The organism is Camelimonas lactis (assembly GCF_004342915.1).
Taxonomy (GTDB): Bacteria; Pseudomonadota; Alphaproteobacteria; order Rhizobiales; family Beijerinckiaceae; genus Camelimonas; species Camelimonas lactis.
The window spans coordinates 59,963-83,541 of sequence record NZ_SLWL01000009.1 but is presented as its reverse complement, the minus strand read 5'-3'; the positions used below and the strand labels follow the sequence as shown (position 1 = coordinate 83,541).

Sequence of the window (23,579 nt, the reverse complement as noted above, 5' to 3'; positions counted from 1 at the left end):
ATTTTCCAGACGCGAGGCGGCGTCCCCCTTGCCGGCACGTTGTCCTGGCGCGCCTGCGACCTTGCCGGGCGCGCCCGCGGTCTGCCCGGCGGCCGGACGGTCCTGTGGCCAAAATTCATTAACCATCTTCGTTAAGGTTAAGCGCGCGTTAACGGTTGGCTGCGAATTTGGCGCCAGGGCAGGGACGGCCGCGCAGCGAATCGCGGCGGCGCCTCGCCCACATCGAACTGGAATGTCGCGCCCGCGCGGCGCCGGAAGCTGGCTCCCGGCAGGCGCAACATTCTCCGGCACGTCCGCAGCCCGTGACGATGCGCGACGCGACAGGAATGCCTGACCATGCTCACTTCGGCGCTCACCCTGGGGTTCAACTGGCGGGCTTCGCGCCGCGCGCGCAGCCTGGCTTTTGGCCTCGCCGCCGGGTGCCTCGTCAGCGCGGCGCCGGCGGTTGCGGCGGACCTGCTGCCGGAGCTGCCGTCGATCGAGCCTGAGAAGCCGCTGGCCGCTGGCGGCGGCTGGTATCTGCGCGGCGACGTGGGCGTGGGGCTGGGCCTGCGCGGCGCCCGCAACGCGATTCCGCTGGCCTACGCCGCGCCCGGCGGCGTGACGCCGGTTGACGCGGCCATCGCCCGCGCCCGCATCGACCATGGCTGGTCGGCCGGCGGCGGCGTCGGCTACCGCGTCGGGCCTTCCCTCCGCGTTGATGTGACGGCCACGGCCCTGTCCGGCGTGCGGCTGCACGGCGTCGGCGTTGACAGCGCCTTTGCTGCCGGCGCCAGCCAGTCGGTGGGCTATTACAGCGCCGGAACCCGCTCGAACGTCGCCCTGGCCAACGTCTATTGGGACATCCTGAACTGGAACGGCCTGACGCCTTACGTTGGTGCGGGCGCGGGCGTGGCCTGGAACCGCGTCTACAGGGTCGGCCGCTTCGAGCAGGCGCAGCCGCTGGCCCCGGCGACGGAGATGCTCACCGCCCGCGACGGCTCGCACGCCAGCGCCGCCTTCGCGCTCTACGCGGGCGTTGCCTATGAGATCGCGCCGGGCGTCTCTGCCGATCTCGGCTACCGCTACATGCGGCTCGGCAACGCCAACAGCGGCCGCGCCGTCTGCGATGACGGCTTCGCCTGCGTCGCCGCGACGCCGCTACGCGTCAAGACGCTGGAGAGCCATGAGGTCACCCTTGGCGTGCGTTGGGAGCTGGGGGCGCTGTAACGTTGGCGCCCCGCGCGAAAAGCGGGATACGTTCACGGGAGCGGCGCGTCGTCAGCTTCTGACCGCGCTTCCGCCGGCGCCACGCCGGAAGTTTCGCGTCCTGTTCCTTCGCGTTTTGGTCCTTCGGCGTTTTGGCCCTTCGGCCTTCTGAAACCGCGATCTCATGGCGTGACGCCGCGTCGCAGCGGTCGCGCCCGTTGTAGCGCGAAAAACCAAATGGCAGTGCGCGAAAGATCAAATGGCAGCAAAGTGCGTTTTGAACCGCTGCTAAAGCGGCGTTGAAATCAGCACCTCGCTCACCCGCTTTGAGCCCCGGCCGCCGCCGGCCGTGTAGGAGAGCTCCACCGTCTCCACGGCCGCCCAGGCGAACAGCTCCCGCACCTCTGGCACGTCGTTGAGCGACAACAGGAAGCGCCCCTTGATGCCCTGGAGGACAGCGCTGAGCTTGCTGAACTGCTCCCGGCCGAACAGGTCCCGACCGTAGTAGTGCTCTGTGCCCCAATATGGCGGGTCCACATAAAACAATGTGTCCGGCCGGTCCCAGCGCGTGATGAACGCCTGCCATGGCAGGCACTCGATCCAGACGCCGGCGAGGCGCTCATGCACCGCCTCCAGCAGCGGCTCCAACCTGCGGATGTCGAAGCGCGCCGGCCCATAGGGATCGATGCCAAAGGTCCGGCCCGCCACCTTGCCGCCGAAGGACAGGCGCTGCAGGTAGAGGAACCGGGCGGAGCGCTCCAGATCGGTTAACGTATCCGGATCCTGATCACGAAGCCTCTCCCATTCGGTGCGGCTGGACAGCTGCCAGCGCAGCATGTCGAGAAAGGCCTGGTAGTGGCGCTGTAGAATGCGGAACAGCGTAGCCACATCGCGCGATGCGTCGTTGATGGCCTCGACCCTGGGCCGAAGGTCCCGGCGCAGGAACACGCCGCCCATGCCAACGAATGGCTCGGCGTAGCGGGCATGCTCGATCCCCGAAATCCGCTCAATGATCGTCCGGGCCAGCTGCCGCTTGCCGCCGATATAGCCCGCAACAGGGCTGATGGGACGCACTGCATCCATGGATTATTAACCCGCATCGGGTCACTTGCCCGTGCGGCCGCAAGGCCGTCGTGGCAGGCGACGATAACCCCTCATTTCGTAGGGCGGTCCGCGACGCCAATCTCAGGCCGCCGGAGCCTTGGGCTCCCCTGTCACGTCACCACGTCAGAACGGACCATAAGGGCTCGATGCGCCCGACGACCCGCTGTCCTGCTGCTGGCTTGCTCCCTTCTTTTTTGCCTTCTGCGGCTGTTTGTTTTTCTCCGACGATCCGTCCTCCTTGGCCTTGATCTCGATCTTGGTCCGGAAGCCGTTGTCGTCGAAGGTGTGCTCGACGGCCTCGGCCCGCCAGTTGCCTGCCACGCCGGTGCGGAAGCTGGAGCCCGCAGTCACATCAGCTTCGGCCTGCGCGTCCGGCCGGCCGAGCGCCAGCTCGAAATGTCCATCGCCTGTGTTTCGGGTCAGTCGCCGCGCCTCGGCCAGCGCGCCCTTTTCGGCCTGTTCCTTGCTGGGGAAGGGATCGCGAATCGTGAACTCTGGCCCCTCCATTCCGGTGTTGGCGGAGGTTATCTGGCGCTTGCCGGTGTCCTGGTCGATGTAGGCGCCCCGCACCTTGCCGTATTGCGGCCGACCCTTCGGCTCGATCCGCCACCGGTTGCAATCGCTTTTCTCGATCTGGATCGGAGGAAGGTTTTTGCCGGACGCGGCCTTCGCTTCGCCGCGCGGGGCCATCACCAGCTTGTCGCCCATCGGCTTGACCACGGCGCCGTACTGATCGGCCAGGGTAGTCAGGAAATCGATCTCCGACGCATCAACGCGCGCCCGGTATGGCACCTTGATATTGCGCAGCTGCTCGGAAACGCGGGCCTGCATGCCATTACGCTGGGCGATCGCGTCGACAATATCGCCGACCGTCTTGCCCTCGAAGGCCTCGCGGCCCTTGCCTTTGAGCTTGCGCTTGAGATCCGCGGCTGAAGCCTGCAGCACAATGATCTCCGGCTCGTCGGCGCCACCCTGGATGGAGATGGTCTGGAGCTCATAGGAGCCCATCAACGTGAGGCCGGTCTCTTTAAAGCCGCCCCACACCTCGATCAGCGCTTTCTCGCGTGGCAACTCGATCGCGTTGTCCGCATCATCGAGCGTGATGGTCAGAGAATCGGATTTCTGGCCGGCCTCGTCCCTGATCTTGAGGTCAATCAGACGGCCGTAGAAGCCGCCTGCGACCTCCTTGCCGTCGACGGTCACCTTGAGGATGGGCGTGAAACCACGCTGGTTGAGATCGAAAGCCCAGGCCATCAGTCCCATAGCCTCACGACCGGTCGCACCTGCTGCTCGACCGCGCCCACGTCCGGAATGTCGATCTCCGTCCCCAGCGGCAAGACCAGGGGCAGGTCAGCAAGGCCGCGATTGGAATCCAGCACCATCTCGACAATGCCGGTCATATCGTCTGGCCGGCTGAGCGCCTCCCAGATCGCCAGATCGAGCGCCATGCCATCCCTCTCGATCCGAATACGCATCAGAACAGGCCTCCTGGCATCTCATCGCCGAAGGCCCCGAGCTTGACGTCGAACGAGACGACGCGGCCGATGCCGGTGACGTCGATCCATTTATGGTCTGCGCCGACCTCCAGAATCACCACGGTCCCGAACACACTGGCTGCGAAGTCGCCGGCGGCGCGGCCGAGCAACTGCACGGGCTGGCCAGCGGCCTGGGTGCGCTTGAGCGCCAGATAGTCGTCGTGACCGCCCCACTCATGGTGGAAATAGAGGCCCTCGACCTCAAACTCGTGCTCGCCCATGCCGGTGAACTGACGGACCGGTCCCTTGCCGAAGCGGTTGGCGGCGGGCCAGTTGGCCACGGTGCGCTCACGAATCCTCTGCAGGGACAGCGGCAGGCTGGCGAAGACATGCGGGCCGATAGCAAGGATCGGAACCATCATTCCACCCCATCGTGCAGCGCGCCACCGATCCGGCCAGCTCCGCCGCCGGCCGCGGCGCCCCGAACCTGGGCGGCAATGCCGGCTGCGGCTGCTATAGCCTGCGCCCCACCGCTACGGATCCCAGCAGCCAGGCTGGCCATGATCTGGATGCCCGCGTTGCTGAGGTCGACGCCCGCGAAGGCGCCCTGCAGCTCGCCGCCAACGGCCGAGGCGGCGCCCGTGGCGGCCGCTCCACCGCTGCGGATCCCGGCGCCAAGCTTTTCCATCATCGTCATTCCGGCTGGGCCAAGATCGACGTCCAGATCTGACCGCAGGGCGCTGGCCCAATTGGCGCCGGAACCAGCAACTCCCTTGCCGCGAACGGATCTGGAGCCGGTCGAGGCAAGCCCACCACCGTTAAGTCCGAACGCCGTCAGACCGGACGAGCCAATGGCGCCGTCGCCGCCCTCGCCAACAGGAGCGCCCCACGCGCCTCCAAAACCCCAGCGCTGCACCGCAGCGAGCTGGGGAGCCAAATGCCGGCGAAGCTGATGTTCCGATGCCGCGATCTTGCGGCGCGTGTCCGTAGCGTCGGCCGCAAAGCCAGAAGCGTCCTCGGGCCGCTCCGCCGTCTCCGCAAGCCGCCCTTGCCGGGCAAGCCGCTCCCGCAGTCGCCTTTGCTCATCTTGGAGGCTCACCACGCGCGGATCGTCAGCGATGGTGGTTGGCTCGGCCTCAAGTGCGCCCATGCGACCGCGCTGGCCGCGCAGCATAGCCAGCCGGTCGCGTTGCGCACGATACATCGGGCTCGATCCGGTCGGATCACCAAGCGCCAGAGATCTGGCGACGCCCTCAATCTCCTTGTCCAGCTTGAGGCGGCCGAGGTTGCGCGCCCGCAGGCGCACCAGGTCGATTTTGCTGTTGTCGCCGAGATCGGCTGCAATTGCCTGCTCGCGTTTGCGGGCTTCGGCCCCAATCTGTCGCTGGACACGCTCTGAAGCTGCCTGACCAACCTGGTTGGCTCCGCTCTCGTCGTCCGCCATCGCCGCCCTTTGCGCGGGCGTCAGAGCCTGCCCTTCCGCTTGGCGTTTGGCGGCATCATCAAGCAGGGCGCCGCGTTTCATGATGGCGTCGAGCTTGTCCATAGCCTCGACGACCTTGTTCACGCCCGCATTGATCCCGGGGAGCATCCACCGCCCGAGATTGTCGCCAATTTTGCTGGTCAGCGCCTCAAGCCGTTTCAGGTGGTTATCTGTGGTCTCCAACTCGATGTTGAGCGATTTGCCCATCGAGCCCTGCCATTTGGATCTGTCGCCGAGAATCCCAAGATACTTTTGGATTTCAGGCATGGCCTGCACCATGCGTGCAAATTCGTCCCACCATCCTTGGCCGAAGATGAGCGTTGCCGCCCCAGCCTGATCCTTCGCTGCCTGAAAACGGGCGATGAAGTCGTGCAGCGTCTTCTTCGCGTCCTTTTTCATGCCTTGCTCGACCTGATCACCTGTGAGTCCGAGAAGTTTGAAACCCTCTTCCATGGCGTCCGTGCCGGCGGTGTTGGCGACACGCAGCTTGGACATCATCGCCGCATAGCCGCGCGCAGCGATCTCAGGCTGGATCCCCGCCGAGTTCATGCCGGCCAGGAAGGCCAGCGATGTGTCCATATCCAGACCAGAAATCTCACCGGATGCGCCCGCTCGCTGGTACATTTCGACGAGGTCGCTCTCCTTGGAGGCACCGGCGTCCGCGATCGCGTTGACCTTGTCCCCGAACTCTTCGAGTTGGGTCATCGTCAGGTTCTGCCCGGCGCGAATTTTGGCCATCGTGTTGCCGGTATCGCCGGCGGTCATGTCCCAGGCGACGGAGGCCTTGGTGTTGAGCTCAATCGCCTTGGACAGGTCCTCATAGGCAACGCCGGCCGCGCCGAGCTCGGCGACCAGGTTTGCGACTTCGGTCCGGCTCTTGCCAAACCGTATGGCGGCCTTGTTGATCCACTCCTCGATCTGCTCGAAGGAGCCGCCGTCAGGTAAATCGACCTTGCGTTTGACGTCAGCCATGGCCGCTTCAAACGAAATCGATTTGCCGACAGTATTGCGACTTACAGCCTTGACGCCTTGCCACCCCATGTACGCGCCGAACATAGGCGCGAGACCGCGACCAGCTGCCATCAGCGCAGCGCCGGAGGCCCCCTCCGGCGCCATCGCTGAAGCGCTGGATGCTGGCGCGCGCTGACGCCCGCGCGCGCCGGTGGCCGTCCCGCCAGAGGACAGGACGGCGCGGCGAGCCTGTTTCCGGTCAAGCCGTTCCATGATCTGTCGGCCGTGCGTGCGGAGCCGAGCCTCGCGGGCAAAGCTCGCACCGGGCGTCGCGCGCAGCTCGGTATTCAGGCGTTTGGCCGTTCGGCGCGCATGTTCCAGCTGGCGGGTGGTTTTTGCGACACCGCTATCGCGGCCAATCTGACGTTCGCGATGGCCAGCAATCGCCAGTTCCTTTGCCGCCTTGCGGGCGGCAGGCGTGAGCCGCTCCAGATCTTTGCGGAGCTTGTCAGGGCCTGCGCCGGCGCTGCCTTTCAGCGCCTTGGCGGCGTCCTTGACGCCTTTCAGGTCTTTTCGAGCCTTGTCCGCGCCCTTGCCGGTGTTGGCAATCAGGTCGAGGATCATTTTGACGCGCATGTTGCTCACGGCAGATCCTCAAGCACGATGGCGGCCTGTTCGTGCCGGCGCACGATCTCGTTGATCGACCAGCCCAGCACCACGTCGAGCGGCCGGCCGAACGCCTTGGCAACTTCGCTGGCGAGGCGGGGGATCGCCCGCAGGCCGCGCTTCAGAGGACGGCGGGCACCGGCGCCTGATCCGGGTCGGTATCCCAGTCGGTTCCATCGGCGGCGAGCAGAGACGAAGGTAAAAAAGGGCGGAGCCGCGTGCTCACCTCCTCGGCGTCATCAGCCGACAGCGCCTCCAGCACCGCCGGATGAACGCCGGCGGCACGCGCCCTGGCGCGCTGGGGCAAGGTGGCGTCGTCGCCATCCTCCATGATGAGTGTGACCACGTCCTCGCCGGTCAGGCGACGGATCGAAATCCGGTCGAGCAGCTTGCCGTCGACCATGAGCGGGTGCGCCAGCGGCACAACCGCGCCCCACTGCGCCGGGTTGGCCGGCCTGATCTCCGGCGCATCCGGATAGCCCTGCGGTGCGGCCGCCTCGCGACGGACCACGCCCAGCTGGTCGGGCGCGCCATCGTATGGCCTGACCGGGGTCATGTCGGGATCGTTGCTCATCCGCTGATCCCCAGCATCTGGTTGATCCGCGAGCGCTGGCCGGCGGCGTCGAACCACCCGCCCTGTTCAATGTTGAACCGGAGGACCTCCCGATTGCCGATCTGGAGCACGTATTTACTCACCGAGTGGATCGTGTACTCGACGCCGGTCAGGCCGGAGCCGCTGTGGCTGGCCATATCGGCGTTGAGGCGCCCATACATGGTCGCGACCACCTGGCGCAGTCGGTCCGCTTCCGTAGTGGCGTACTCGTTGACCAACGCGCCGTAAGCCGTGAACTTCCGGCGCACGCCCATGGGCGTCACAAACAGGCCCATGACTTCCGGCTGCAGGCCCGCCAGGGTGTACGGCACTTCGATCTCGGCCCGGTTGGTGGGCACCTTGATCGCGCCATTGCCCGCCGCCGGCGTGAAGGTTTCGCCTTCTTCGCTGAGCCCGGCGACGAGCTTGATTTCCTGCAGCGACAGGTGGGTGTTCAGGGTCTGGCCGCTGTCACCCTCGGCATAGAGGTTGACGCCGCGCAGGACGAGAAATTCCAGCGCCATAAGGGGCTCCTGTCAGGCTGCGATGTACTGACGATCGAGGGCGGTGAGGATGCCGTCACGCACCACGGCGTAGTAGGCGACGTTGCGGCGCGCCCCGAACTGCAGGTCCTGCAGCGGGGCGGCCGGCTCGCGGTCGTATTCGATGCGGAGCACGCCGGACGCCATGGAGAGGTCGGTGTTGAGGTCCACCTCGAACCACGCCCGGAAACCAAGCAACATGCCCTTTGCGACGGCCTCGTCCCCGAACTGGTCGAGGCTCTGCATGATGGCCACGCCGAGCGGAACGCTGAGATTTTTGTCCAGCGCCCACTTGTCGAAGGCCTTGATCACCGCGTCGTCGATGTAGTCTTCGGTGCGGACCACATTGATGAAGCGCTGCAGCGGGTCGGCGGCGCAGGTCTCGTTGCCCCACAGGATGTTGCCGGCCCGCAGGGTGGCGATGTGCAGGTTGTTGAGGTACTGCGCCTCGCTGTCCGGTTCCCCGGTGAAATAGCTGATCGGCCGCGACGGACCCGTGATGCCGCCCATCGTCTGGTTCGACGGACTTTCGTGCGGCCCGCCCACTTCTTTGTCGCGGCGAACGAACAGCCCGGCAACCCGGCCGGAAGCTGGCTGAACGACGGTCCCGGACGAGGTGAAAATCTTCACGGCCGGGTGGAAAAGATAGGCGCGCGGGTCGTCAGCAAAGTCGGACGCATACTCTTCGGCGGCCTCTTTGCTCGCGGCCGGCGTGTTGAAGACCTTGATGGCGCGCAGCCGCCGGGCGATGCCGTCGAGCTCTGCGGCAACCGGATTCTTGGCGTCGGCGAGGCGCTGGCTGTCGTAGCCGGGGCAGATGAAAATGCCGCCTGACGTGGGGGAGGTCTTGAACGCGTGCACGCCGCTGTTGTCGGCGCCAGAGCCGACGATGTTGGCGATCGTGCCCTCAAGCTTCTCGGCCTCGGTTTGGCCGGCGCCTTCTGCGACCCGCACCAGTTCAACCTCCGCGACGACGCCCTGATCTTCGATGGCGTCGAACACCTCGGCGACATTGCCGCCCACGCCCAGCGCGGCGCGCATCTCGGTGTCGTTGGAAAACATGGTGATGCGGGTGTCGATCGGGAATTTGGCCTCATCGGCGGCCGGGGCAACGACAACGGCCCGCACGGTCGACCAGTCGCTGGCCGAGATCGGGCGCGGCTCTTCGCCAGCACGAAAGACGCGCGTCCCGTGGAAAGGCACTGTGGTCGGCATTGCTGATCCCGCTTGACTGTCTGCACTTGCCGACGACAATTGCGGGTGAGCCGAACGAAAAAGCCCCTGACGCGCGTCAGGGGCTTTGCTGTTTCAAGAAGCGTTGACGGGCTCTTAAAGCAGCGCCGCATCCCTGAAAAACTGATCTATATCGTCAGCCGTTGCCGGACGCGGATCGCCGCCTGGGACCGGCACTGGCTGCCCTGTCATCATGAGCACCAGAAGCGGGTCGGCCCGGCTGTAGGTGTTCTTCGCAAATGCTGCCCGGGCGAAACTCTGATCCGGCTCCGCCATGGCTCCCAGCATGTTTTCGACCATCGCCGGGGGCGTACCTGACTGCGCCATCGCAACCATGTCCTCCGGACCGATCAGCCCCATCTGGCACATACGCATGGCGCACTGCTGGCGAGAGATATCTGCGATAGCTGGTGGTGCAGGAGGCGGCGGGGGCGTGAAGGAGCCCGTGGCTGGATCGAAGGTGTGCCCGAGGAACCCGGCGTAGTTCGCAATGTCTTGGGTCGGGGAGACACCGGGGACCTCCACTTCGTAGACGCGCTGTCCAACGGGAGGCGAGAAGCCGTCAGGCCCGAAGCCGACACAGCGGACCACGCTATCGGCGTCCACGCTCAAGATCAGGGAGCCAACCGTCCTGGCTGGGATGCCGGCATACCAATCTTCCCCGTTCTCGTTTCGATGGAAGATGGCTCCCTTGGCGCTCATCTCTCTGTATAATTCCGACGCATCACTGCTTGGGATGTATTTTTCAAAAATTCCGATGTATTTTGTCATGTGCCGAAGTTCCACCAATTTCCGTTATTGTAGTACTGAAGCTGAGCGTATCGAAGGGTGTTAATCCCCCATACTCCGGGTAACATTTGTCCACTGACTAGAACAGCAACGACAAGCTGAGCGTTTCCTGCGACGCCTCCGTGCCATCCGGGGCCGCCGATACCCTGTTCAGCGTAGGACACGAAACGGCACTGGCTAACCCTCGCTCTGAGTTGCGCATTAAGGTCGCCGACTCCCCCGGAAGTGATGATGTTTCCGTCAGGGGTGAACGTATGCGTCCACTGACCGCTGTCGGTGTTAATCATCGTGAGCCGCCCGTTGCTTTCGAGCGAAATGTGTTTCCGGTAGGTTCCGGGGTAGAGCCATTCGTATCGCGGGTTCGTCCCGTAGGTCCTGTAGAGGCCTGAGGTTTCCACGTTGCCGCTAAAGGATGCGCCGGAGAGTTGGGCGTATCTTTCATCGTGATAGTGGACGCTGGGAGGGTACGAGCCGGGCTTGCCGGTGATCGTCCCCCAATCCTGAGTGTGATCGGTCGCGGCGGCGTCAATGGCTGTCCGTGCCGCCGCCGCATTGGCGGCCGTCATCAGCGCAATGCCCGTTGCCGTGGAAATCGCGGTGCGCAGCGCAGATGCCGTAATCGCGCCCGTGAGACCCGCCACAGACAGCACCGCATCCGTGGGCGTGAGCAGCTCAGTCCATGAGGCCAGCAGCGCCGGGTTGGCCCCCGAGCAGACGAAAGACCGGTTGAGGTCAGTCCGGACAGCGATGTCACCCTTCTGGACGGCCAGGCCCAGCATCGCCGCCTGCGACGCCACCACGTAGGTGTCGGTGATGGCGATCGACGGCAGGCGCGCCGGGTCGATCGTGCCGGCCTTGATGTCGTCGGCCGACACCACGCCGGGAACCCATTTGCTGCCGTTCCAGCGCAGGTACTGGCCGACCGTGATGATGCTGACGTCAACGTCCGACAGCGCGGCCAGGGCGTGGACGTGGTCGTACGCCGCCTTCTGGGCGAGTACGTCGGTCAGCCCGGTGATCTCAGAAATCTGGTGGGCGTGACCAAGGAGCGAGCGGTCGCCGATATCGTCGTTGGCGGTCTTGATCAGCTGGTCAAAGGCAGTGATCGCCTGCGCCAGGCGGATCACGTCCTCCGACAGCCAGTTTTCCGCATTCGGCAACGGAATGTCATAGTTGAGCGTGCGGTTGTCGACGACTGCAGCCATCTCAGACCCCTCAGATAGACGCGGCCCGCAGGCGGGCGACAGATGGACGTGCGGCGGGGCCGCCGGTGAGCGTCAGACGGATGCGGCCCTGCGCGGCGGTGTGGGCGGCGCGGCGATACAGGGCGTCGGACCAGCCCCCGCCCAGCACCTCGCCGCCATCAGGATCGAGCGGGGACCAGACGCCGGCGCCGTTGTCGACCTCGACGGTCAGGGACGAGCCAGCTGGCAATAGTGTGGACATGACGCCGCGCACCTGGACAGGGTTGCCCATCGCGAACAGACGGGAGACGTAGTCGCCAGATGCGCGGATGCGGCCGCCAATGATGGCGGTGCCGGGATACAGCACCGGCGAAATCCGTTCGTTTCCCGTGAGCACCGCCCGCAACTTGACGTGCTCAGTGACGTATTCTCGGGCTTCCCACGTCTGGCCGGGCGCGAGCGGGATAACGTCGCCGTTGGCGCGCACCAGCTCGTAGCGGCAACCGGCGTCGGCTGTCGGGATCTCGATCGCTCCACGCACCAGCAGATCCGACACCTGGTCGAGGTCACCCTCCCACAGATCAATTGTCCTGCTGGTCGCGGTGAACTTCGCCGCCAGCAGTTCGAACCACGGATCTGCATCCTGGTGCACTGTCCATGTCTGACGGTTGGCCGACGAGAACAGAACGCCGACGGTATACGGCTGGGAGGCGACGCGCTGCTGGGTCGCGGCGTCGACCTCGCCAAGACGGGCGATGGATATGGCGTGCTCGGAATCGGTCGTCAGCGCCACCCAGCAATACTCACGGCCTGCCGCCACAAATACTGGCGCGGCGAACCAGGCAGTGATGACGTCGCCCGGCGCAACGCCGATCATCGAGACGAGCGTATCCGCCAACACCACGTTGGTCGGCCAGCCGTTCTCAACGGTCGCCAATTGAATGCGGACCGGCTTGTTCGGATCCCCGACCGCATCGGCCTTGAGCCGGACGCCAACCAGGCAGCGCGCCTCAACAAGCGTGAAACTGCAGGCGAGCGGGTCGATCCCGAACGGGAACGGAGCGACCACAGGCTGCGTCACGTTGATGACCTCGGTGATGTTGTTGATCACCGTGGTGTTGTTGATGACGTTGATGACCGGGATCGGCGCAGCCTGCGCCACCAGGGTGACGCGACGCATCACCGTGGTGTCGATGATGCCTTCGCCGACATAGATTGCCTCCGCGTAGCTGTCAGCCATGCCTTCAGCCCGCACCAGCCGGCGGCCCACCGGCATGCCGGCCGGGATCTGGTACGTCACGACGATGCGGCCGTTGGCGTCGGCCGTCTGCACACCCGGCGGCTTTATGTCGACGCCGTCCATGGTCAGCGTCTTGAGGTTTTCGCCTGCCGCGAAGCCGTCAATGGTGGCGGTGACGTTGATCTGGCGCATGACCTGCGCCGCCGTCTGGTTGCGAGAGGCCACCTCATCAAAGCCGGTGGAGCCCGGAGGCTGGTTGGGCGCCGCGCTAAACTCCATGGTCACCGGCGACGTCCACTGGGTGACGCTCTCGGTCCAGTAGTCGGTCGGCGGCTCCAGGCGCAGCGCGCCGGGCATGATCGCGTAGTTGTCGTACGGGTTGATCCGCATGGCCGAGGTGGCCTTGTCCTGGCGGATCACGACTTCCGGCGTCCACGGCAGGGTTTCGGTTGCGCTGCCGGCCCGCGCCACCAGCACGCTGTCGATCGCCAGCATCAGCACACCGCGATTGATCGCGGCCGTCTGCGGCTCGCCCTGGTCCCGATAGAAATCGTCCACGAACATGTCGGTGAAGATGCCGCGCGTGGCGACGCCGGCGCGGCTCTGGATATCGCGCTGGGCTTCGGACCGGTCGAAGGTATCGATGACGTCGAGCAGCTTGTTGGCAATGCGGTTCAGCATGTCCTGGCTGAGGGAGCGCGTGCCGTTGCTCCTGACGGTCGGCGTCGACACCCAGTTATTGGTGATTTCAGCCAGCTTGAGCAGCGTCGCCGGCGGCTGGGGCGCGAGGCCGCCCTGGCGGGCCGGAATGCCCTTGACGTAGACAGGCCGCCCCGATGCGTCGAGACACAGGATATCGATGCGCGGCATCTTGCTGGTGTAGGAGACCAGCGCCGCCCGGCCATTGACGCCGCCGGCCACCTTGACCGTGCTCGCGGTGACCTCGGTCGGCGCGACGAGGGCGTTGTAGAGATAGGTGACGCTGTAGGTTGACGATCCCACTGGCTCCGCGCCGGCTGGCGACCAGGAGACACTGTCGGCGACCAGCAGATAGTCCGTGCCGGCGACATAGGTGGTCGCGCCCTGTTTGACGCTCTCGATCTCGACCACGGCGGCATGCGGCAGGGCATCGGCGCCGCCAGCGATGACGCCCCGCGTCACCGTGGCGGTGGCCCGTCTCACCAGCACAACCTGTCCCACGGCGGCGATCGGCGGGCGCGACACGGTGATAATGGCCTCGCCGCCATCTGGCCCGCCGAACACATGCGGCTCGGCGGTGATGGCCTCCAGATCCGGTGTCTCCGGCTCGGTATGCCGGATCCCCGCCTCGCGGATGCGCTTATGCCCCTGGATGTTGGCGGTGCCGGCTGCGATCGAAAACGCCTGACCAGCCCCGGTATTGCCCAGCGCCAGCACCTGACAGCCGTCGACGATGTAGTTGCCGTTCACGTCGCGATCGTAGAGCGCGATGGTGTTGAGGACGCCGGACAGCGCCGGCGGCGGCGTCTGGTCGATCACCGCACCATGCAGAACGGTGTAGACCGGATAATATTCCCCCGGCTGACCGTCACCAGGCAGCGCCCAAGCGATATGTTCCACTTCGCGGGCGGAGCCGATTTCACCCTCGGCCTCTGTGCCCGGGTGCAGGCCGAGAAGGGACGGATCATCGGCGGCCGTCACGATGTCCCGCACCAGCCGCACGCCGACCGTGATTTCGCCAGCCAGCGCCACATCCACAAACGTTGCTGCAGCGACGTCCCGCACGTCGCCGGCGACATAGATGCGACCGGCCGCCAAGGCGAGGTCGCCGCGCATCGGCTCCACCAGCACCGGCGGATCTCCGGCAACGGCGAGTGTGATCTGGATGTCAGCGCCCGACAGCCGGTCGCCATCCTTGGCGACCATGTTGCCAACACGCTGGGTGCGCTGGCGCTGGATGGCGTGAGCGTCGTTGTGATCCGTGGCCTGGGCAAACTCGCCCTCGGCAAACACCACGGCCGTGTCGCTGGGCCGCGCCGCCGCCCGGCTGTATGCCCCGGGGATGCCTGACGGATGCTCGTAAGCCATGCTCAACCTCAGAAACGCAGGATGGCGCAGACGCGCTCACGCACGGTCCGGCCAAAGGGGATATTGACGGGCTGTGAGCCAACCTCCGGCGCGGCGGCGATGGCGCCGGCCGGGAGCCAGGGCGCGCCGGGCTTGTGCGGAGCAAGCGGAGTGGCAGCGAGAACGAAAGCGACAGTGGCGGCGGTCTGCCCGTCGCCGTCGCCGAAGTCGGTCATGGCCTCGACATAGATCTGGGTCGCCTGCGACGCCTGCAGGGCGTAGGGCGTGCCGCCAATCCGGTATGGGCCGGTCATTGCCGGCGCCACGGCATGCCGGGCGCGCAGGCGGCGATAGCCGATGATGTCGCCGGCGGCGTCCCGAAACACGGCCCAGCCCGGCGCGGCGTCCATCTGGGGACGCAGCGCATCAAGCATGGCGACCGATCGGGCGACGATGGCGCTGGACGTCCACGGCACATCGCCCCACGGCACGTCGCTCCACGTCAGCGGCTCATCGTCGACCGGCGCCAGCCAGACGCCCAGCGCCTGCAGTTCCGCGTCGGTCAGGGTGTGATCCGATTCATAGCGCCGGCCGAACGACCACTTGGCCTGGCCGCCGATACGGACCCCGGAGTGGCTGCTGTAGCGGCTCTGCGACCAGCGGTGGCGGCTGTATTCCATCGCGCGGACGTCGTAGCCGGAAAACCCGCGCCACATCACGGAGCGCAACGGCAGCGATAGCTGGGTGATGCCTTCGATCGCCGGCAGATCTGCCTCGCTATCCCGCACGCGCGTGAGCGCCAGATGGTTCCAGTTCCAGTGCGCCCGGTACCACGGGAAATGCTCGATGGCGGCCGCGTATCCGACCCAGCCAAGGCCCATGGCGACTGCCGCGGGCGTGCCCCGCAGACGCTGCCAGCGCGGCCCCTGCTCGATCAGGTCATAGAGGTTGGGGACGTAAGGCGTGAGCTCGCTAAGGCCGTAATCCAGCACCAGCCACGGCAACAGCGACGGCGGCTGGTTGATCAGCTTGACGCCGCGCAGGCGCGTAATCGCATCTTCAAGGGGCTGTTTATCGGGCCTTAAAGCCTGCTCAAGCGCCAGGTCGATCGGCGTGGAAATCTCGGGCGGAAGGAGGCTGTGCATCAGCGCCTCCGACCAGCGATCTCGATCTGGATCTGGCCCAGCGAGATCGCCTGTTCCTCGGGAGCTTCGATGTCGGCGGCCGGGGTGATCACCTCGACCGAATGCAGGCCGCCCAAGGCCATCAGGCGACCGTTGATCCACGAGCGGGTCAGGTCAAATCCGAGGCCAGTCTCGCGATCCCAGGCGTTGCGCAGCAGGGTTGCCGCTGCGTCGCCGATGGCGGCCGAGGTGTCGGGCAGCAGCCACAGGCGGGCGTGGATATCGCGCACCGTGAAGACGGCCGGGATGACCTCAATGGTGTCATTGACCATGATCACGTCGGGGGCATGCACGGCCTCGTGCACCAGCTGCAACAACGCCGCGTCGGCGACGCCGCCATTATCGGCGGCATAGACCGCGATGCGGATCAGCGGGCTCAAACCAACCCGCCACACAATGGCGTCGGCAACGCGCAGCGATGTCGCCAGGACCACCGACTTGTAGCGGGGCGCGGTGCCGCCGGTGGAGCGCCCCTGAATGGCGAGGATGATCCGCCAGCGGAAGCGATCGTCACCCTCGCCAGGCAAGCGCACGCTGTCATAAAACGCCGCCTGATGATCGAGGTCACTGCCCCTGGCGAACAGGATGAGGTTGGCGCGATATGTGTCGTTGATCCGCGCTCGCAGCCGGGTTTCCCGCGCCGCGTACGACTCGGAGAGGTAACGAAGCGGCTCGGCCTCATGGGTGATGATCCCGCGCAGATTTACGCCATTGGCGTCGGCGCGCGCGATAGCGTCGGCCGCGATCTCGGCGAGGATTGCTTCGGCGTCGAGCTCCTCGATCGTCTGGGGCGGCGGCAATGTCGAAATGTCGAAGCCAGCGATGCTCATGTCGCAACCACCCTGACGCCGCTGTTATTGTCATTGGCGCCCAGGGCGAGAGATTTCGCCTCGGAAACCGAATAATCGCCCAGGTGGCCGCGCGGGAAGAACAGGCCGCTCATCTCGAAAACGAACACGCCATCGGCCCCGCCGCGCGTCAGCTGGATCGTCTGCAGGCGGAAGCCCGGCTCCCAGCGGCGCAGCGCCTCGGCAATGGCCGCATAGGTCTGCATGATCGTCATCGGCGTGGCGTTGCGATCCTGCAGCTCGGGGACAAGCGAGCCAAAGTGCCGGCGCATGACGCGCCAGCCCACGCGGGTCAGCAGGATCACCTCAATGCACTGGACGCAGTGGTCCCAGCCGGTGATCCGCCCGCCCGTATGTCTGTTCATCCCCACCCGCATGACATCAGGCCCCGGCGGGGGCGTCCGGCTCGATGACGCCGGCAGCCAGCTCGTGTTTGGCCTCGTCTGCGGTCAGGTGCAGCACATAGCCGACGCGGGGCTTCGGGAGGTCGTCCTCTCCCTTGTCGGTCGGGATTTTCTGACCGGCGACCCAGAAGCCCGCCTTGTCGGTGACCTTGTAGGGTTTGCGTTCGATTGCGGACATAGTTGCTCCTCACTTCTTCGGCGGGTCGGTATTCGCGCCGCCGCGCATGACGCCGGGGTGGACATGGGTCGAACCGACGTCGACATCGTTGTTTTTCAGGGCTCCGGTGTTTTCGAGATTGCCGGTGATGGTGACGTTGGCCGTGATTTTGAGCGTGCCGGCGAGCAGCTCGGCGACATCGCCGACAACGCGGAGCTTCAGGGGGCCGATCGTGTGGACCTCGCCGTCTTCCTCCGCCTTGCCTGGCGATGGGTGCTCTTTCACCGGCCCCCAGGGAAGGATCCGCGAATGCTCGCCGAGCTCGCCCCCTGGGGAGATGACAACAACCGGCTCGCCCTGGCCCAGCTTGCGAAAGGTGGATGTGCCGCCGCCTTTCTGTCCGGACGGCGTGGCCTGCGACAGCAATGGCGAGCGGAAGGGCTGGCCATCCGCGCCCTGATCGTCGAAGAGCACGCGGCCCTTGCTGCCTTCCGTCTTGTCGACGGTGCCCGTCAGGAACATCGTCGCCACCTTGCGCTCCAGGGCGGCGACAAGCTTGCGCAGCTCGCGGACCTCGTCCCACAGGTTCATGGCTGGCTCCCGACCGGATATGCGACACCGTTGATGATCACGGTGTGGGGCTGGCCGCTGGAGGGGTTGAGGGCAACGGCGGCGGCCGCCGCCGGGCGCGGCTGGTAAACGTCATGCAGACGCCATTTCGCCTCCTGGAGGGCGATCGCCATTCCGCGGTCATTGGACTGCTCAGACATGGCCACCAGGGCGTCGCCGGGATCGACGTCGCTGATCTGCCCCAGGCTTACATTCGGGTTGAGCATCAGCGCCGTCGAGCAAAGGTCGATCAGCCGCAGCGCAGCCAGGTCGGCAGACGAAAACTCCGGATTGGCCCGGCCTTCGCGGCGGGCGACGACGATGATGCCGACAGACACGTCAAAGCCGATGCGGCCATCGGCGCCGCGCACCGGCTTGGCGCGCAGAAGACAGACGCGCGCGGTCGGCGCCCGCGTCGAATCCTTGAGCAGGTCGCTGAGGTCGTAGCGGTCGAGTTCGGCGCGGACCTCCGTGAATACCCGGGCGCCCTGATCGGAGAGCGCCCGCAGGACGCCGGCGACGGCGGTGAGCAGTTCTGCGACCCGGCTCATCCGAACAGCCTCCGGATGTAGCCAACGGCCGCGTCCACCAGCTCGGCGCGGTCAGAGCCGCTGAGGCCGAGGTAAGGGCGCGCCGGCATGGTTACCTTGCGGACGAACACGGGCTTGCCGCCGACGGTGAACGCCAGGCGTCTCGCGGATTTCGGCGTGATGACGCCGCCCTGCTGGTGGATGCGCGCATAGATCAGGCCGGAACCGACGATCGCCTGCATTCCGGAGACGGTGTAGTCGATCGACCGCGCCAGTGCGCCGCTGCGATGCAGGATCGGCGTGCGACCTTCGAGGTTCGGCTTCCAGGCCGATCCGTCCGGCGCCGGGCCGCCGGACGTGAGCCGGTCGACGGTCTGCTCGCGGATGAGGCGCGCCAGCGACTCCAGCAACGTGCCGGTCTGCAGCGGATTGAGCCGCGACAGCGCCGCCTCGACGCTGTCGATGCCGACGACGTTGACGTGGATGGTGACGCCGCTCATAGCAGGCCTCCGCCCGGCGGGTAGCGCCGATCCTCGACGAAAAATGCAGCGCCGGAAGCGGACTGGATGCTGCCGCTCCCGTCGCCGTTCGCCGGATAGCCCTCAAGCTCCTCGATGTCGGCCTTGCCTGCCGCGACGTCTTTCAGAAAATCCAGCCGCAGTTTCGCGCGCTTCTCGATCTCCTCGGACATGCGATCGGCGGCCGGCGCCAGCTGCCAGCAGGCGATGTCGATGGCGCACTGCTGGACGATGCCGGGGATGACGGGCAGCGGGACGAGGTAGCGCTTGCGCAGATAGGGATTGATCATCGCTTCGGCGGCGGCGATGGCGCGCGCGATGGCGACGTCCGCGTCGACGTCCAGGGGCAGCAGCGTCTCGACATGGCGCGCGCCGTAGATCTGCTCGATGTCTGATCTGGTGGCGTAAGGCACGGCGCGCGCTCCTGAATGGGATGGGCTTGTCCAGGACGGCGCCGCCGGAGCCGCGCCGCCCTAACCGGCCGAAGCCGGGGCCCCTTCGCTGGGGGTTATTCGGTGCCGATGGGCGGCCCTACACGCAGATGCGGGTCGGCCTGCAGGCTCTTCAGCGTGGCGTCCGGATCCGCGCCGAGCTCGGCGCGGGAAACGTTGACCGCCTCCGGTCCGAACTGCATGCCGGCGCGCCAGCGGGGACCGTTCGGCGCAGCGACGCTGCACACCGGTGCGGGTTCCGGATAGCGCGCCAGCTCCCGCAGCTCCGGAACCGTGAAGGAGACGTCGGATAGCAGGTGACGATGGCTGTCGAGAAACAGAGTGGCGCCCGTCAGCTGGGGGCGCCCGGAACCTTCATCCTCCGCCGCATCGTCGCCAGCATCCTGCGGGCCTTCGCTCGCGGCCGGGCCCACCACAGCAGTTTCGCCGCCAGCTGCCGCAACGGCTTCCTGGCTTACGGCTTCTCCGGCTGGACTGGAGCCGGTTTCGGTGGTTGACGCTTCACCGGCCGTTGCGGTGGATTCATCCGGCGCTGCCACCGGCGCGTCAGCCGGCGCTTTGGTTTTTGCGTCATTGCGGGGGGCTTTCGCGGCCATGGGATTCTCCGGTTGCAGCCCGGGCGCGAGCCCGGGCGTGTCAGGTCAGGCGGCGTGACAGGCCGGCGTCAGATCAGCCAGGGGGCGACGACGAGTTCCACGCGGCCGTAGTCCAGATTGGATTCGCCGCCAGCGAGGTTGGCCTTCTTGACGATGGCTTCGCCCGCCGCACGGTTGCTCGGGCCAACCAGCAAGACATCCGGCGTGATAGCCAGTGGCGCGCCGTAGTCCCGCCTCAAAGATGTCATGGCCGTGAACGCTGCGCCGAAGTTCGCCGCATCAAGCGCCGCCTTTGAGCCAAACGCCGTTTGCCAGAAGCCAAAACCGCCCGTGTTCCGTGCGTCGGCGCCGTAGATGAACTCCTTGCGCATGAACACATTCGGATCATCAGGGTTGTCGAGCGCATCGAACCTTGGGGCCTTGCGGTCCTGGAAGATGAACGGCTTGAGGCTCTTTGTGGTGTCGAGCAGGAACCACGGGTTTCCGGCGCCAGCCTGCATGTTCGACACGGTGGTCATCGTGCCGTCAGCCGCGATCACCGGATGGTCGGTGTCGAAGAAAAACTGGCCGTCGAAGCAGTTTGTGGTGAAGCCCTTCGGGATCAGGCCGAAGATCAGTTCGTCGGGCTGACGCCCGGCCGCATCGCCCAGCATGCCCATCAGCGGGGCGAAGACGCCGTATTTGTCGTCTTCGATTGCGTTGCGGCCAACAACGACCGTGTCTTCCCAGTCCTCGTTGATGAGGCGATAGGCGTCCGTTTTGACGTTGTTCAGCTGCCGCTCACCGACCCACTTGCGCATGCCCGGGATCTGGTTGAGCCAGGGATACAGTTCGTCGGACGTGGTGGAGGGCACGCGGGTGGCAAAGCGCTGCCACATGGGCGCAACAGCCCCGAGGCCTGCCGCAAAGTTCGCCTGGAACCCCGTCGTCAGGATCCGCAGATTGCTCGATGTGATGTCCATGTCGGGATCCTTGCTGCGCGTCAGACGATCTCGACCCAGACGCCGGTGACGTCCACATCGAGCACCTTGCCGGCGCGAGAACGGGTGTCGGCGGCGTGGGTTTTGGCCACCGTCGCGTCATCGACGATGTAGCAATCGTCAAGGATGCTGCTCTGATCGACAGCATCAGCGCCATGATTGCTGAAGCGGAACGCGCCACGCTTTACAGTCACGCTGACAGCGCCATCGGCGCCGCCGGTGTTGTCGATGCTGGCCTCGGCCCGGCCGGCAGCTTTCAGCGTCGCGGACAGCGCGCCAGGAACTGCAAAGCCGGCCGCGTTGAGCGCGACCAGTGCGCCCGCGTGGATCTTCGCGCCGGCGGCGACACGCAGCACCAGCAGATCGCGGCCGCGCTCAATGGTGTCTCGGGGGGCGTTCAACGGCATTTAAATGCCTCCTGATCAGGCCGCGCTGGCGCCGCGCGCCGCGAGGTAGGCCTCTACGGAAAGGCCCATGTTGCGGGCAACGGCGCGCTCGGCGTCGGTGAGCTGGCCGCCGAGCTGCGCCGGATCCGGATCGCCCGCCTGGCCTTCGCCGCTGGTCTTGGGCGCGATCACCGGCATGGCCTCAATTGCGGCCTTGGTGGCGTCGTAACTGGCGCTTGCGAGCGCCAGATACTGTTCCCGCGCCGCCGGGACGAGGCGGCCATCCTTGATGGCTCCATCAACCAGCGCCGTGCAGCGCGCCGTCAGCGCATCCGCGTCGCGTTGGGCAATGTCCGCCTGCGCAGCGCCCAGCGCGGCGACCGTCTGGTCATGCTGCGCCTTGGGGACATACTGGGTCAGGTCGACACGCTGGGCGGAGATGGCGGCTAGGGCCTCGGCTTCGGTTGCAGTCGGCGCGAGGCCAAGCGCTGCCAGCAGCGCAAGTGCATTCATGGTTTGCTCCGGGGGTTGGGTGGATGCCAGCGCCGGCATGCCCAGCGCCGGGGACTTGACCAGGGATGCGCCCTTGATCTGCCGCGCTCCGACACCGTCAGGATCGAGCCAGATGGTCGGAGAGATGTAGCGGTAGTGCCTGGCGCGCAGAGCCGAGGCTCCGTCATCGCCCCACTCGATCTTGCCAAACAGGCCTTCAGGTCGCGCCGCGAGCTCAATGATCCACGCCCGGGCCGGTCTGGAGCCAAGCGTCTGAACGTATTCGCCCTCATGCTCGAAATCGATCGACAGGCGTTTGACGACGTCACCCTGCCAGGCGTTGACCAGGCGCTCGGGATCAAAGGCAAAGGCGCGTCCATCGCGCGTGTTGACCCGGCCGCGCGGCGTCAGCTGTATCCACTCGGGCAGCACCGCCTCACCGTCGCCGGCGGCGGCAAGCGCAACCTCAAACGCCACGGCGCCCATGGAGACGCCGGACGAAGAGAGGCAGGCAATGATGGGGCGGGATTTGCTCATGGCCACACCATGCCTGGGCCCATAAACGCAAAAGCCCCTGACGCGTGTCAGGGGCATTTCAGTGAGGGCAGATATTGTGTTATCATGGCTGCAGCGGTCGAGCCACGCTAAGCCGTCTATATGACGCGAGGGACCGGCCTCCCTCCGACCGCTAATCCCCCCTTTTTCTCCCATCCTGCCGAAAATGGTAGCTGTTGAGCAGCAGCTCGCCGAGGGTCGTCAGCTTGATGATGGCGCGGCGCAGCTTGCCGGCGATGCGTCCCTCGACCATCAGCTTGCCGTTGTCGCCGATCTCGACGCGCTCCGGCGTCTCCAGCAGCGCATCGAGCTCCCCGAACTGCGCCGGCGTCAGGCCGTGCTTGGTTGCGATCTTCGCCGCGTCCGCGACTGTAAGGGACACGGTGCGGCTGTCCGTGCCGAGCTGCGCCGCCATGCGGTCGGGTAGCGTCGCCACGGGCCAGCGCAACCGCCCCAGATCCTGCTGGTCCGGATCGCGCGGTCGCGCCGGATCAAACCCGGCCTCGTTGCGCACCACGAAATCATGCACCGGATCCTTGCGCAGGCGCTTGACGGCTTCGGCGCGCGCCGGCGTCGACATGCGGTCCAGACGCTCGGCGAGGCGCTTGCCGGTCATCTGCTCGCGCACCATGCCCGGGTTGTGCTCCCAGCCCGGATCAATGCCGGCGGGGACCTGGCGCTTTTCGCCCGTCGCCTTGTTGACCACGGTGCGCAGATCCAGCGGCGGCCGCCTGGTGCTGGCGTCCTCGCGCGGCGCCGCCCGCGATCGCACCCGGCACTGGCAGCGCCAGCCGTTGGGTGGATAGTGCGTCGCCCACCAGCTGTCGTCGACGGGCAGCGTCGTGCCGACCCACGTCAGGTGCAACGGCCGCTTTCGCTCCGCCGTCGAGGTCATGTACTCCAGATAGGGCAGCACATCCTTGACACGCTGGATGCGGATCCAGTCGCCGGCCGCCTCGGCCGACCGGATGTTGGCGTCGTAGATCAGCTGCAGGCGGCCGGGCGATCCCAGCATGACCCGGCCGACCTCGCCGGTGCGCGGTTCCACAACCTCCTGGCGACCCCACCAGCCTTTGGCTCGCAGCGACGGCTCCAGCTGCCGGCGAAACTCTTCAAACGGGATGCGATCGACCACGGCGGCGCGGGTCGCTGCGCGCAGATCGTCGATGACGTCAAAGCCGGCGGTGCGTGCGGCCGTAAACGCCAGGGCGTGCTCGCGCGGCGCCAGCTCATCCCAGCGCGCGGAGGGGCGCGACGCACGGCGGTCGAAATAGTCGACCACCTCTTTCGGAGGGGTTTTGAACAGTTCGTCGGCCATCCTGTCCGCCCCGCCTTATAGCGCCGCCAGGCGGCCTGAAAGCCACCGGGCCAGTTC

At 66.2% G+C, this 23,579-nt stretch carries 24 protein-coding genes and 1 pseudogene; 1 reads left to right on the top strand and 24 read right to left on the bottom strand.

Annotated features, from left to right (window positions below):
* Window positions 1–336 precede the first annotated feature (336 nt).
* Window positions 337–1,089 (top strand): annotated as a pseudogene (locus EV666_RS11200) (outer membrane protein); the annotation flags it as partial.
* A gap of 387 nt (window positions 1,090–1,476) precedes the next feature.
* Here EV666_RS11200 and EV666_RS11195 read toward each other — a convergent pair.
* The 24 genes from EV666_RS11195 to EV666_RS11080 all read right to left on the bottom strand — a co-directional run bounded on the left by EV666_RS11195 (window position 1,477) and on the right by EV666_RS11080 (window position 23,522).
* Window positions 1,477–2,271 carry a DNA adenine methylase gene (locus EV666_RS11195; protein ID WP_132007641.1) on the bottom strand — a complete coding sequence of 265 codons (795 nt, stop codon included), beginning with the start codon at window positions 2,269–2,271 and terminating at the stop codon, window positions 1,477–1,479.
* A gap of 144 nt (window positions 2,272–2,415) precedes the next feature.
* Window positions 2,416–3,546 carry a phage late control D family protein gene (locus EV666_RS11190; RefSeq protein ID WP_165909986.1) on the bottom strand — a complete coding sequence of 377 codons (1,131 nt, stop codon included), beginning with the start codon at window positions 3,544–3,546 and terminating at the stop codon, window positions 2,416–2,418.
* Window positions 3,546–3,767 (bottom strand): tail protein X, encoded by a 222-nt coding sequence (locus tag EV666_RS11185; protein WP_132007634.1) that lies wholly within the window; start codon window positions 3,765–3,767, stop codon window positions 3,546–3,548. Before EV666_RS11185 ends, EV666_RS11190 begins: the two co-directional genes overlap by 1 nt.
* Window positions 3,767–4,189 carry a phage tail protein gene (locus tag EV666_RS11180; RefSeq protein ID WP_132007631.1) on the bottom strand — a complete coding sequence of 141 codons (423 nt, stop codon included), beginning with the start codon at window positions 4,187–4,189 and terminating at the stop codon, window positions 3,767–3,769. The genes EV666_RS11185 and EV666_RS11180 overlap by 1 nt, the downstream gene beginning before the upstream one ends.
* The gene (locus EV666_RS11175; RefSeq protein ID WP_245514372.1) at window positions 4,186–6,837 is read right to left on the bottom strand and encodes a phage tail tape measure protein; all 2,652 of its coding nucleotides are present in this window, start codon (window positions 6,835–6,837) and stop codon (window positions 4,186–4,188) included. The genes EV666_RS11180 and EV666_RS11175 overlap by 4 nt, the downstream gene beginning before the upstream one ends.
* Before the next feature lie 151 nt (window positions 6,838–6,988).
* Window positions 6,989–7,441, bottom strand: coding sequence for a phage tail assembly protein (locus EV666_RS11170; protein WP_132007625.1), 453 nt, complete (start codon window positions 7,439–7,441; stop codon window positions 6,989–6,991).
* Window positions 7,438–7,983, bottom strand: coding sequence for a phage major tail tube protein (locus EV666_RS11165; protein ID WP_132007622.1), 546 nt, complete (start codon window positions 7,981–7,983; stop codon window positions 7,438–7,440). The genes EV666_RS11170 and EV666_RS11165 overlap by 4 nt, the downstream gene beginning before the upstream one ends.
* A 12-nt stretch (window positions 7,984–7,995) precedes the next feature.
* The gene (locus EV666_RS11160) at window positions 7,996–9,216 is read right to left on the bottom strand and encodes a phage tail sheath family protein (protein WP_132007619.1); all 1,221 of its coding nucleotides are present in this window, start codon (window positions 9,214–9,216) and stop codon (window positions 7,996–7,998) included.
* A 114-nt stretch (window positions 9,217–9,330) separates the two neighbouring features.
* Window positions 9,331–10,005 (bottom strand): hypothetical protein, encoded by a 675-nt coding sequence (locus EV666_RS11155; protein WP_132007616.1) that lies wholly within the window; start codon window positions 10,003–10,005, stop codon window positions 9,331–9,333.
* Window positions 10,002–11,228 (bottom strand): hypothetical protein, encoded by a 1,227-nt coding sequence (locus EV666_RS11150; RefSeq protein WP_132007613.1) that lies wholly within the window; start codon window positions 11,226–11,228, stop codon window positions 10,002–10,004. Before EV666_RS11150 ends, EV666_RS11155 begins: the two co-directional genes overlap by 4 nt.
* 10 nt (window positions 11,229–11,238) lie before the next feature.
* Entirely contained in the window at window positions 11,239–14,514 is a 3,276-nt protein-coding gene (locus EV666_RS11145) for a DUF4815 domain-containing protein (protein ID WP_132007610.1), read from the bottom strand.
* Window positions 14,515–14,522: 8 nt separating this feature from the next.
* The gene (locus EV666_RS11140; RefSeq protein ID WP_132007607.1) at window positions 14,523–15,638 is read right to left on the bottom strand and encodes a phage tail protein; all 1,116 of its coding nucleotides are present in this window, start codon (window positions 15,636–15,638) and stop codon (window positions 14,523–14,525) included.
* Complete coding sequence (locus EV666_RS11135; protein WP_132007604.1) at window positions 15,638–16,507, bottom strand: baseplate J/gp47 family protein; 870 nt, start codon at window positions 16,505–16,507, stop codon at window positions 15,638–15,640. Before EV666_RS11135 ends, EV666_RS11140 begins: the two co-directional genes overlap by 1 nt.
* Window positions 16,504–16,890: a GPW/gp25 family protein gene (locus tag EV666_RS11130; RefSeq protein WP_245514363.1), complete on the bottom strand. Its 387-nt coding sequence runs from the start codon at window positions 16,888–16,890 to the stop codon at window positions 16,504–16,506. The genes EV666_RS11135 and EV666_RS11130 overlap by 4 nt, the downstream gene beginning before the upstream one ends.
* Before the next feature lie 16 nt (window positions 16,891–16,906).
* Window positions 16,907–17,107, bottom strand: coding sequence for a hypothetical protein (locus EV666_RS11125; RefSeq protein WP_132007598.1), 201 nt, complete (start codon window positions 17,105–17,107; stop codon window positions 16,907–16,909).
* A gap of 9 nt (window positions 17,108–17,116) precedes the next feature.
* Window positions 17,117–17,677, bottom strand: a complete 561-nt coding sequence (locus tag EV666_RS11120) for a hypothetical protein (protein ID WP_132007595.1) — start codon at window positions 17,675–17,677, stop codon at window positions 17,117–17,119.
* Entirely contained in the window at window positions 17,674–18,246 is a 573-nt protein-coding gene (locus EV666_RS11115; RefSeq protein WP_132007592.1) for a hypothetical protein, read from the bottom strand. The genes EV666_RS11120 and EV666_RS11115 overlap by 4 nt, the downstream gene beginning before the upstream one ends.
* Window positions 18,243–18,725 carry a phage virion morphogenesis protein gene (locus tag EV666_RS11110; protein ID WP_132007589.1) on the bottom strand — a complete coding sequence of 161 codons (483 nt, stop codon included), beginning with the start codon at window positions 18,723–18,725 and terminating at the stop codon, window positions 18,243–18,245. The genes EV666_RS11115 and EV666_RS11110 overlap by 4 nt, the downstream gene beginning before the upstream one ends.
* Window positions 18,722–19,156 carry a phage protein Gp36 family protein gene (locus EV666_RS11105; protein WP_132007586.1) on the bottom strand — a complete coding sequence of 145 codons (435 nt, stop codon included), beginning with the start codon at window positions 19,154–19,156 and terminating at the stop codon, window positions 18,722–18,724. The genes EV666_RS11110 and EV666_RS11105 overlap by 4 nt, the downstream gene beginning before the upstream one ends.
* Before the next feature lie 95 nt (window positions 19,157–19,251).
* Window positions 19,252–19,791, bottom strand: coding sequence for a hypothetical protein (locus EV666_RS11100; RefSeq protein WP_132007583.1), 540 nt, complete (start codon window positions 19,789–19,791; stop codon window positions 19,252–19,254).
* A gap of 68 nt (window positions 19,792–19,859) precedes the next feature.
* Window positions 19,860–20,753 carry a Mu-like prophage major head subunit gpT family protein gene (locus EV666_RS11095; RefSeq protein WP_132007580.1) on the bottom strand — a complete coding sequence of 298 codons (894 nt, stop codon included), beginning with the start codon at window positions 20,751–20,753 and terminating at the stop codon, window positions 19,860–19,862.
* A 20-nt stretch (window positions 20,754–20,773) separates the two neighbouring features.
* The gene (locus EV666_RS11090; protein ID WP_132007577.1) at window positions 20,774–21,178 is read right to left on the bottom strand and encodes a hypothetical protein; all 405 of its coding nucleotides are present in this window, start codon (window positions 21,176–21,178) and stop codon (window positions 20,774–20,776) included.
* 15 nt (window positions 21,179–21,193) lie between these two features.
* Window positions 21,194–22,186, bottom strand: coding sequence for a phage protease (locus EV666_RS11085; RefSeq protein ID WP_165909985.1), 993 nt, complete (start codon window positions 22,184–22,186; stop codon window positions 21,194–21,196).
* Between the two features lie 151 nt (window positions 22,187–22,337).
* Entirely contained in the window at window positions 22,338–23,522 is a 1,185-nt protein-coding gene (locus tag EV666_RS11080; protein WP_132007571.1) for a phage head morphogenesis protein, read from the bottom strand.
* Window positions 23,523–23,579: the final 57 nt, after the last annotated feature.

Coding starts and splice junctions, on each gene's coding strand:
- EV666_RS11195 (WP_132007641.1), bottom strand. CDS start 2,271: ATGGATGCAGTGCGTCCCATCAGCCCTGTTGCGGGCTATATCGGCGGC.
- EV666_RS11190 (WP_165909986.1), bottom strand. CDS start 3,546: ATGGCCTGGGCTTTCGATCTCAACCAGCGTGGTTTCACGCCCATCCTC.
- EV666_RS11185 (WP_132007634.1), bottom strand. CDS start 3,767: ATGCGTATTCGGATCGAGAGGGATGGCATGGCGCTCGATCTGGCGATC.
- EV666_RS11180 (WP_132007631.1), bottom strand. CDS start 4,189: ATGATGGTTCCGATCCTTGCTATCGGCCCGCATGTCTTCGCCAGCCTG.
- EV666_RS11175 (WP_245514372.1), bottom strand. CDS start 6,837: ATGCGCGTCAAAATGATCCTCGACCTGATTGCCAACACCGGCAAGGGC.
- EV666_RS11170 (WP_132007625.1), bottom strand. CDS start 7,441: ATGAGCAACGATCCCGACATGACCCCGGTCAGGCCATACGATGGCGCG.
- EV666_RS11165 (WP_132007622.1), bottom strand. CDS start 7,983: ATGGCGCTGGAATTTCTCGTCCTGCGCGGCGTCAACCTCTATGCCGAG.
- EV666_RS11160 (WP_132007619.1), bottom strand. CDS start 9,216: ATGCCGACCACAGTGCCTTTCCACGGGACGCGCGTCTTTCGTGCTGGC.
- EV666_RS11155 (WP_132007616.1), bottom strand. CDS start 10,005: ATGACAAAATACATCGGAATTTTTGAAAAATACATCCCAAGCAGTGAT.
- EV666_RS11150 (WP_132007613.1), bottom strand. CDS start 11,228: ATGGCTGCAGTCGTCGACAACCGCACGCTCAACTATGACATTCCGTTG.
- EV666_RS11145 (WP_132007610.1), bottom strand. CDS start 14,514: ATGGCTTACGAGCATCCGTCAGGCATCCCCGGGGCATACAGCCGGGCG.
- EV666_RS11140 (WP_132007607.1), bottom strand. CDS start 15,638: ATGCACAGCCTCCTTCCGCCCGAGATTTCCACGCCGATCGACCTGGCG.
- EV666_RS11135 (WP_132007604.1), bottom strand. CDS start 16,507: ATGAGCATCGCTGGCTTCGACATTTCGACATTGCCGCCGCCCCAGACG.
- EV666_RS11130 (WP_245514363.1), bottom strand. CDS start 16,890: ATGAACAGACATACGGGCGGGCGGATCACCGGCTGGGACCACTGCGTC.
- EV666_RS11125 (WP_132007598.1), bottom strand. CDS start 17,107: ATGTCCGCAATCGAACGCAAACCCTACAAGGTCACCGACAAGGCGGGC.
- EV666_RS11120 (WP_132007595.1), bottom strand. CDS start 17,677: ATGAACCTGTGGGACGAGGTCCGCGAGCTGCGCAAGCTTGTCGCCGCC.
- EV666_RS11115 (WP_132007592.1), bottom strand. CDS start 18,246: ATGAGCCGGGTCGCAGAACTGCTCACCGCCGTCGCCGGCGTCCTGCGG.
- EV666_RS11110 (WP_132007589.1), bottom strand. CDS start 18,725: ATGAGCGGCGTCACCATCCACGTCAACGTCGTCGGCATCGACAGCGTC.
- EV666_RS11100 (WP_132007583.1), bottom strand. CDS start 19,791: ATGGCCGCGAAAGCCCCCCGCAATGACGCAAAAACCAAAGCGCCGGCT.
- EV666_RS11095 (WP_132007580.1), bottom strand. CDS start 20,753: ATGGACATCACATCGAGCAATCTGCGGATCCTGACGACGGGGTTCCAG.
- EV666_RS11090 (WP_132007577.1), bottom strand. CDS start 21,178: ATGCCGTTGAACGCCCCCCGAGACACCATTGAGCGCGGCCGCGATCTG.
- EV666_RS11085 (WP_165909985.1), bottom strand. CDS start 22,186: ATGAGCAAATCCCGCCCCATCATTGCCTGCCTCTCTTCGTCCGGCGTC.
- EV666_RS11080 (WP_132007571.1), bottom strand. CDS start 23,522: ATGGCCGACGAACTGTTCAAAACCCCTCCGAAAGAGGTGGTCGACTAT.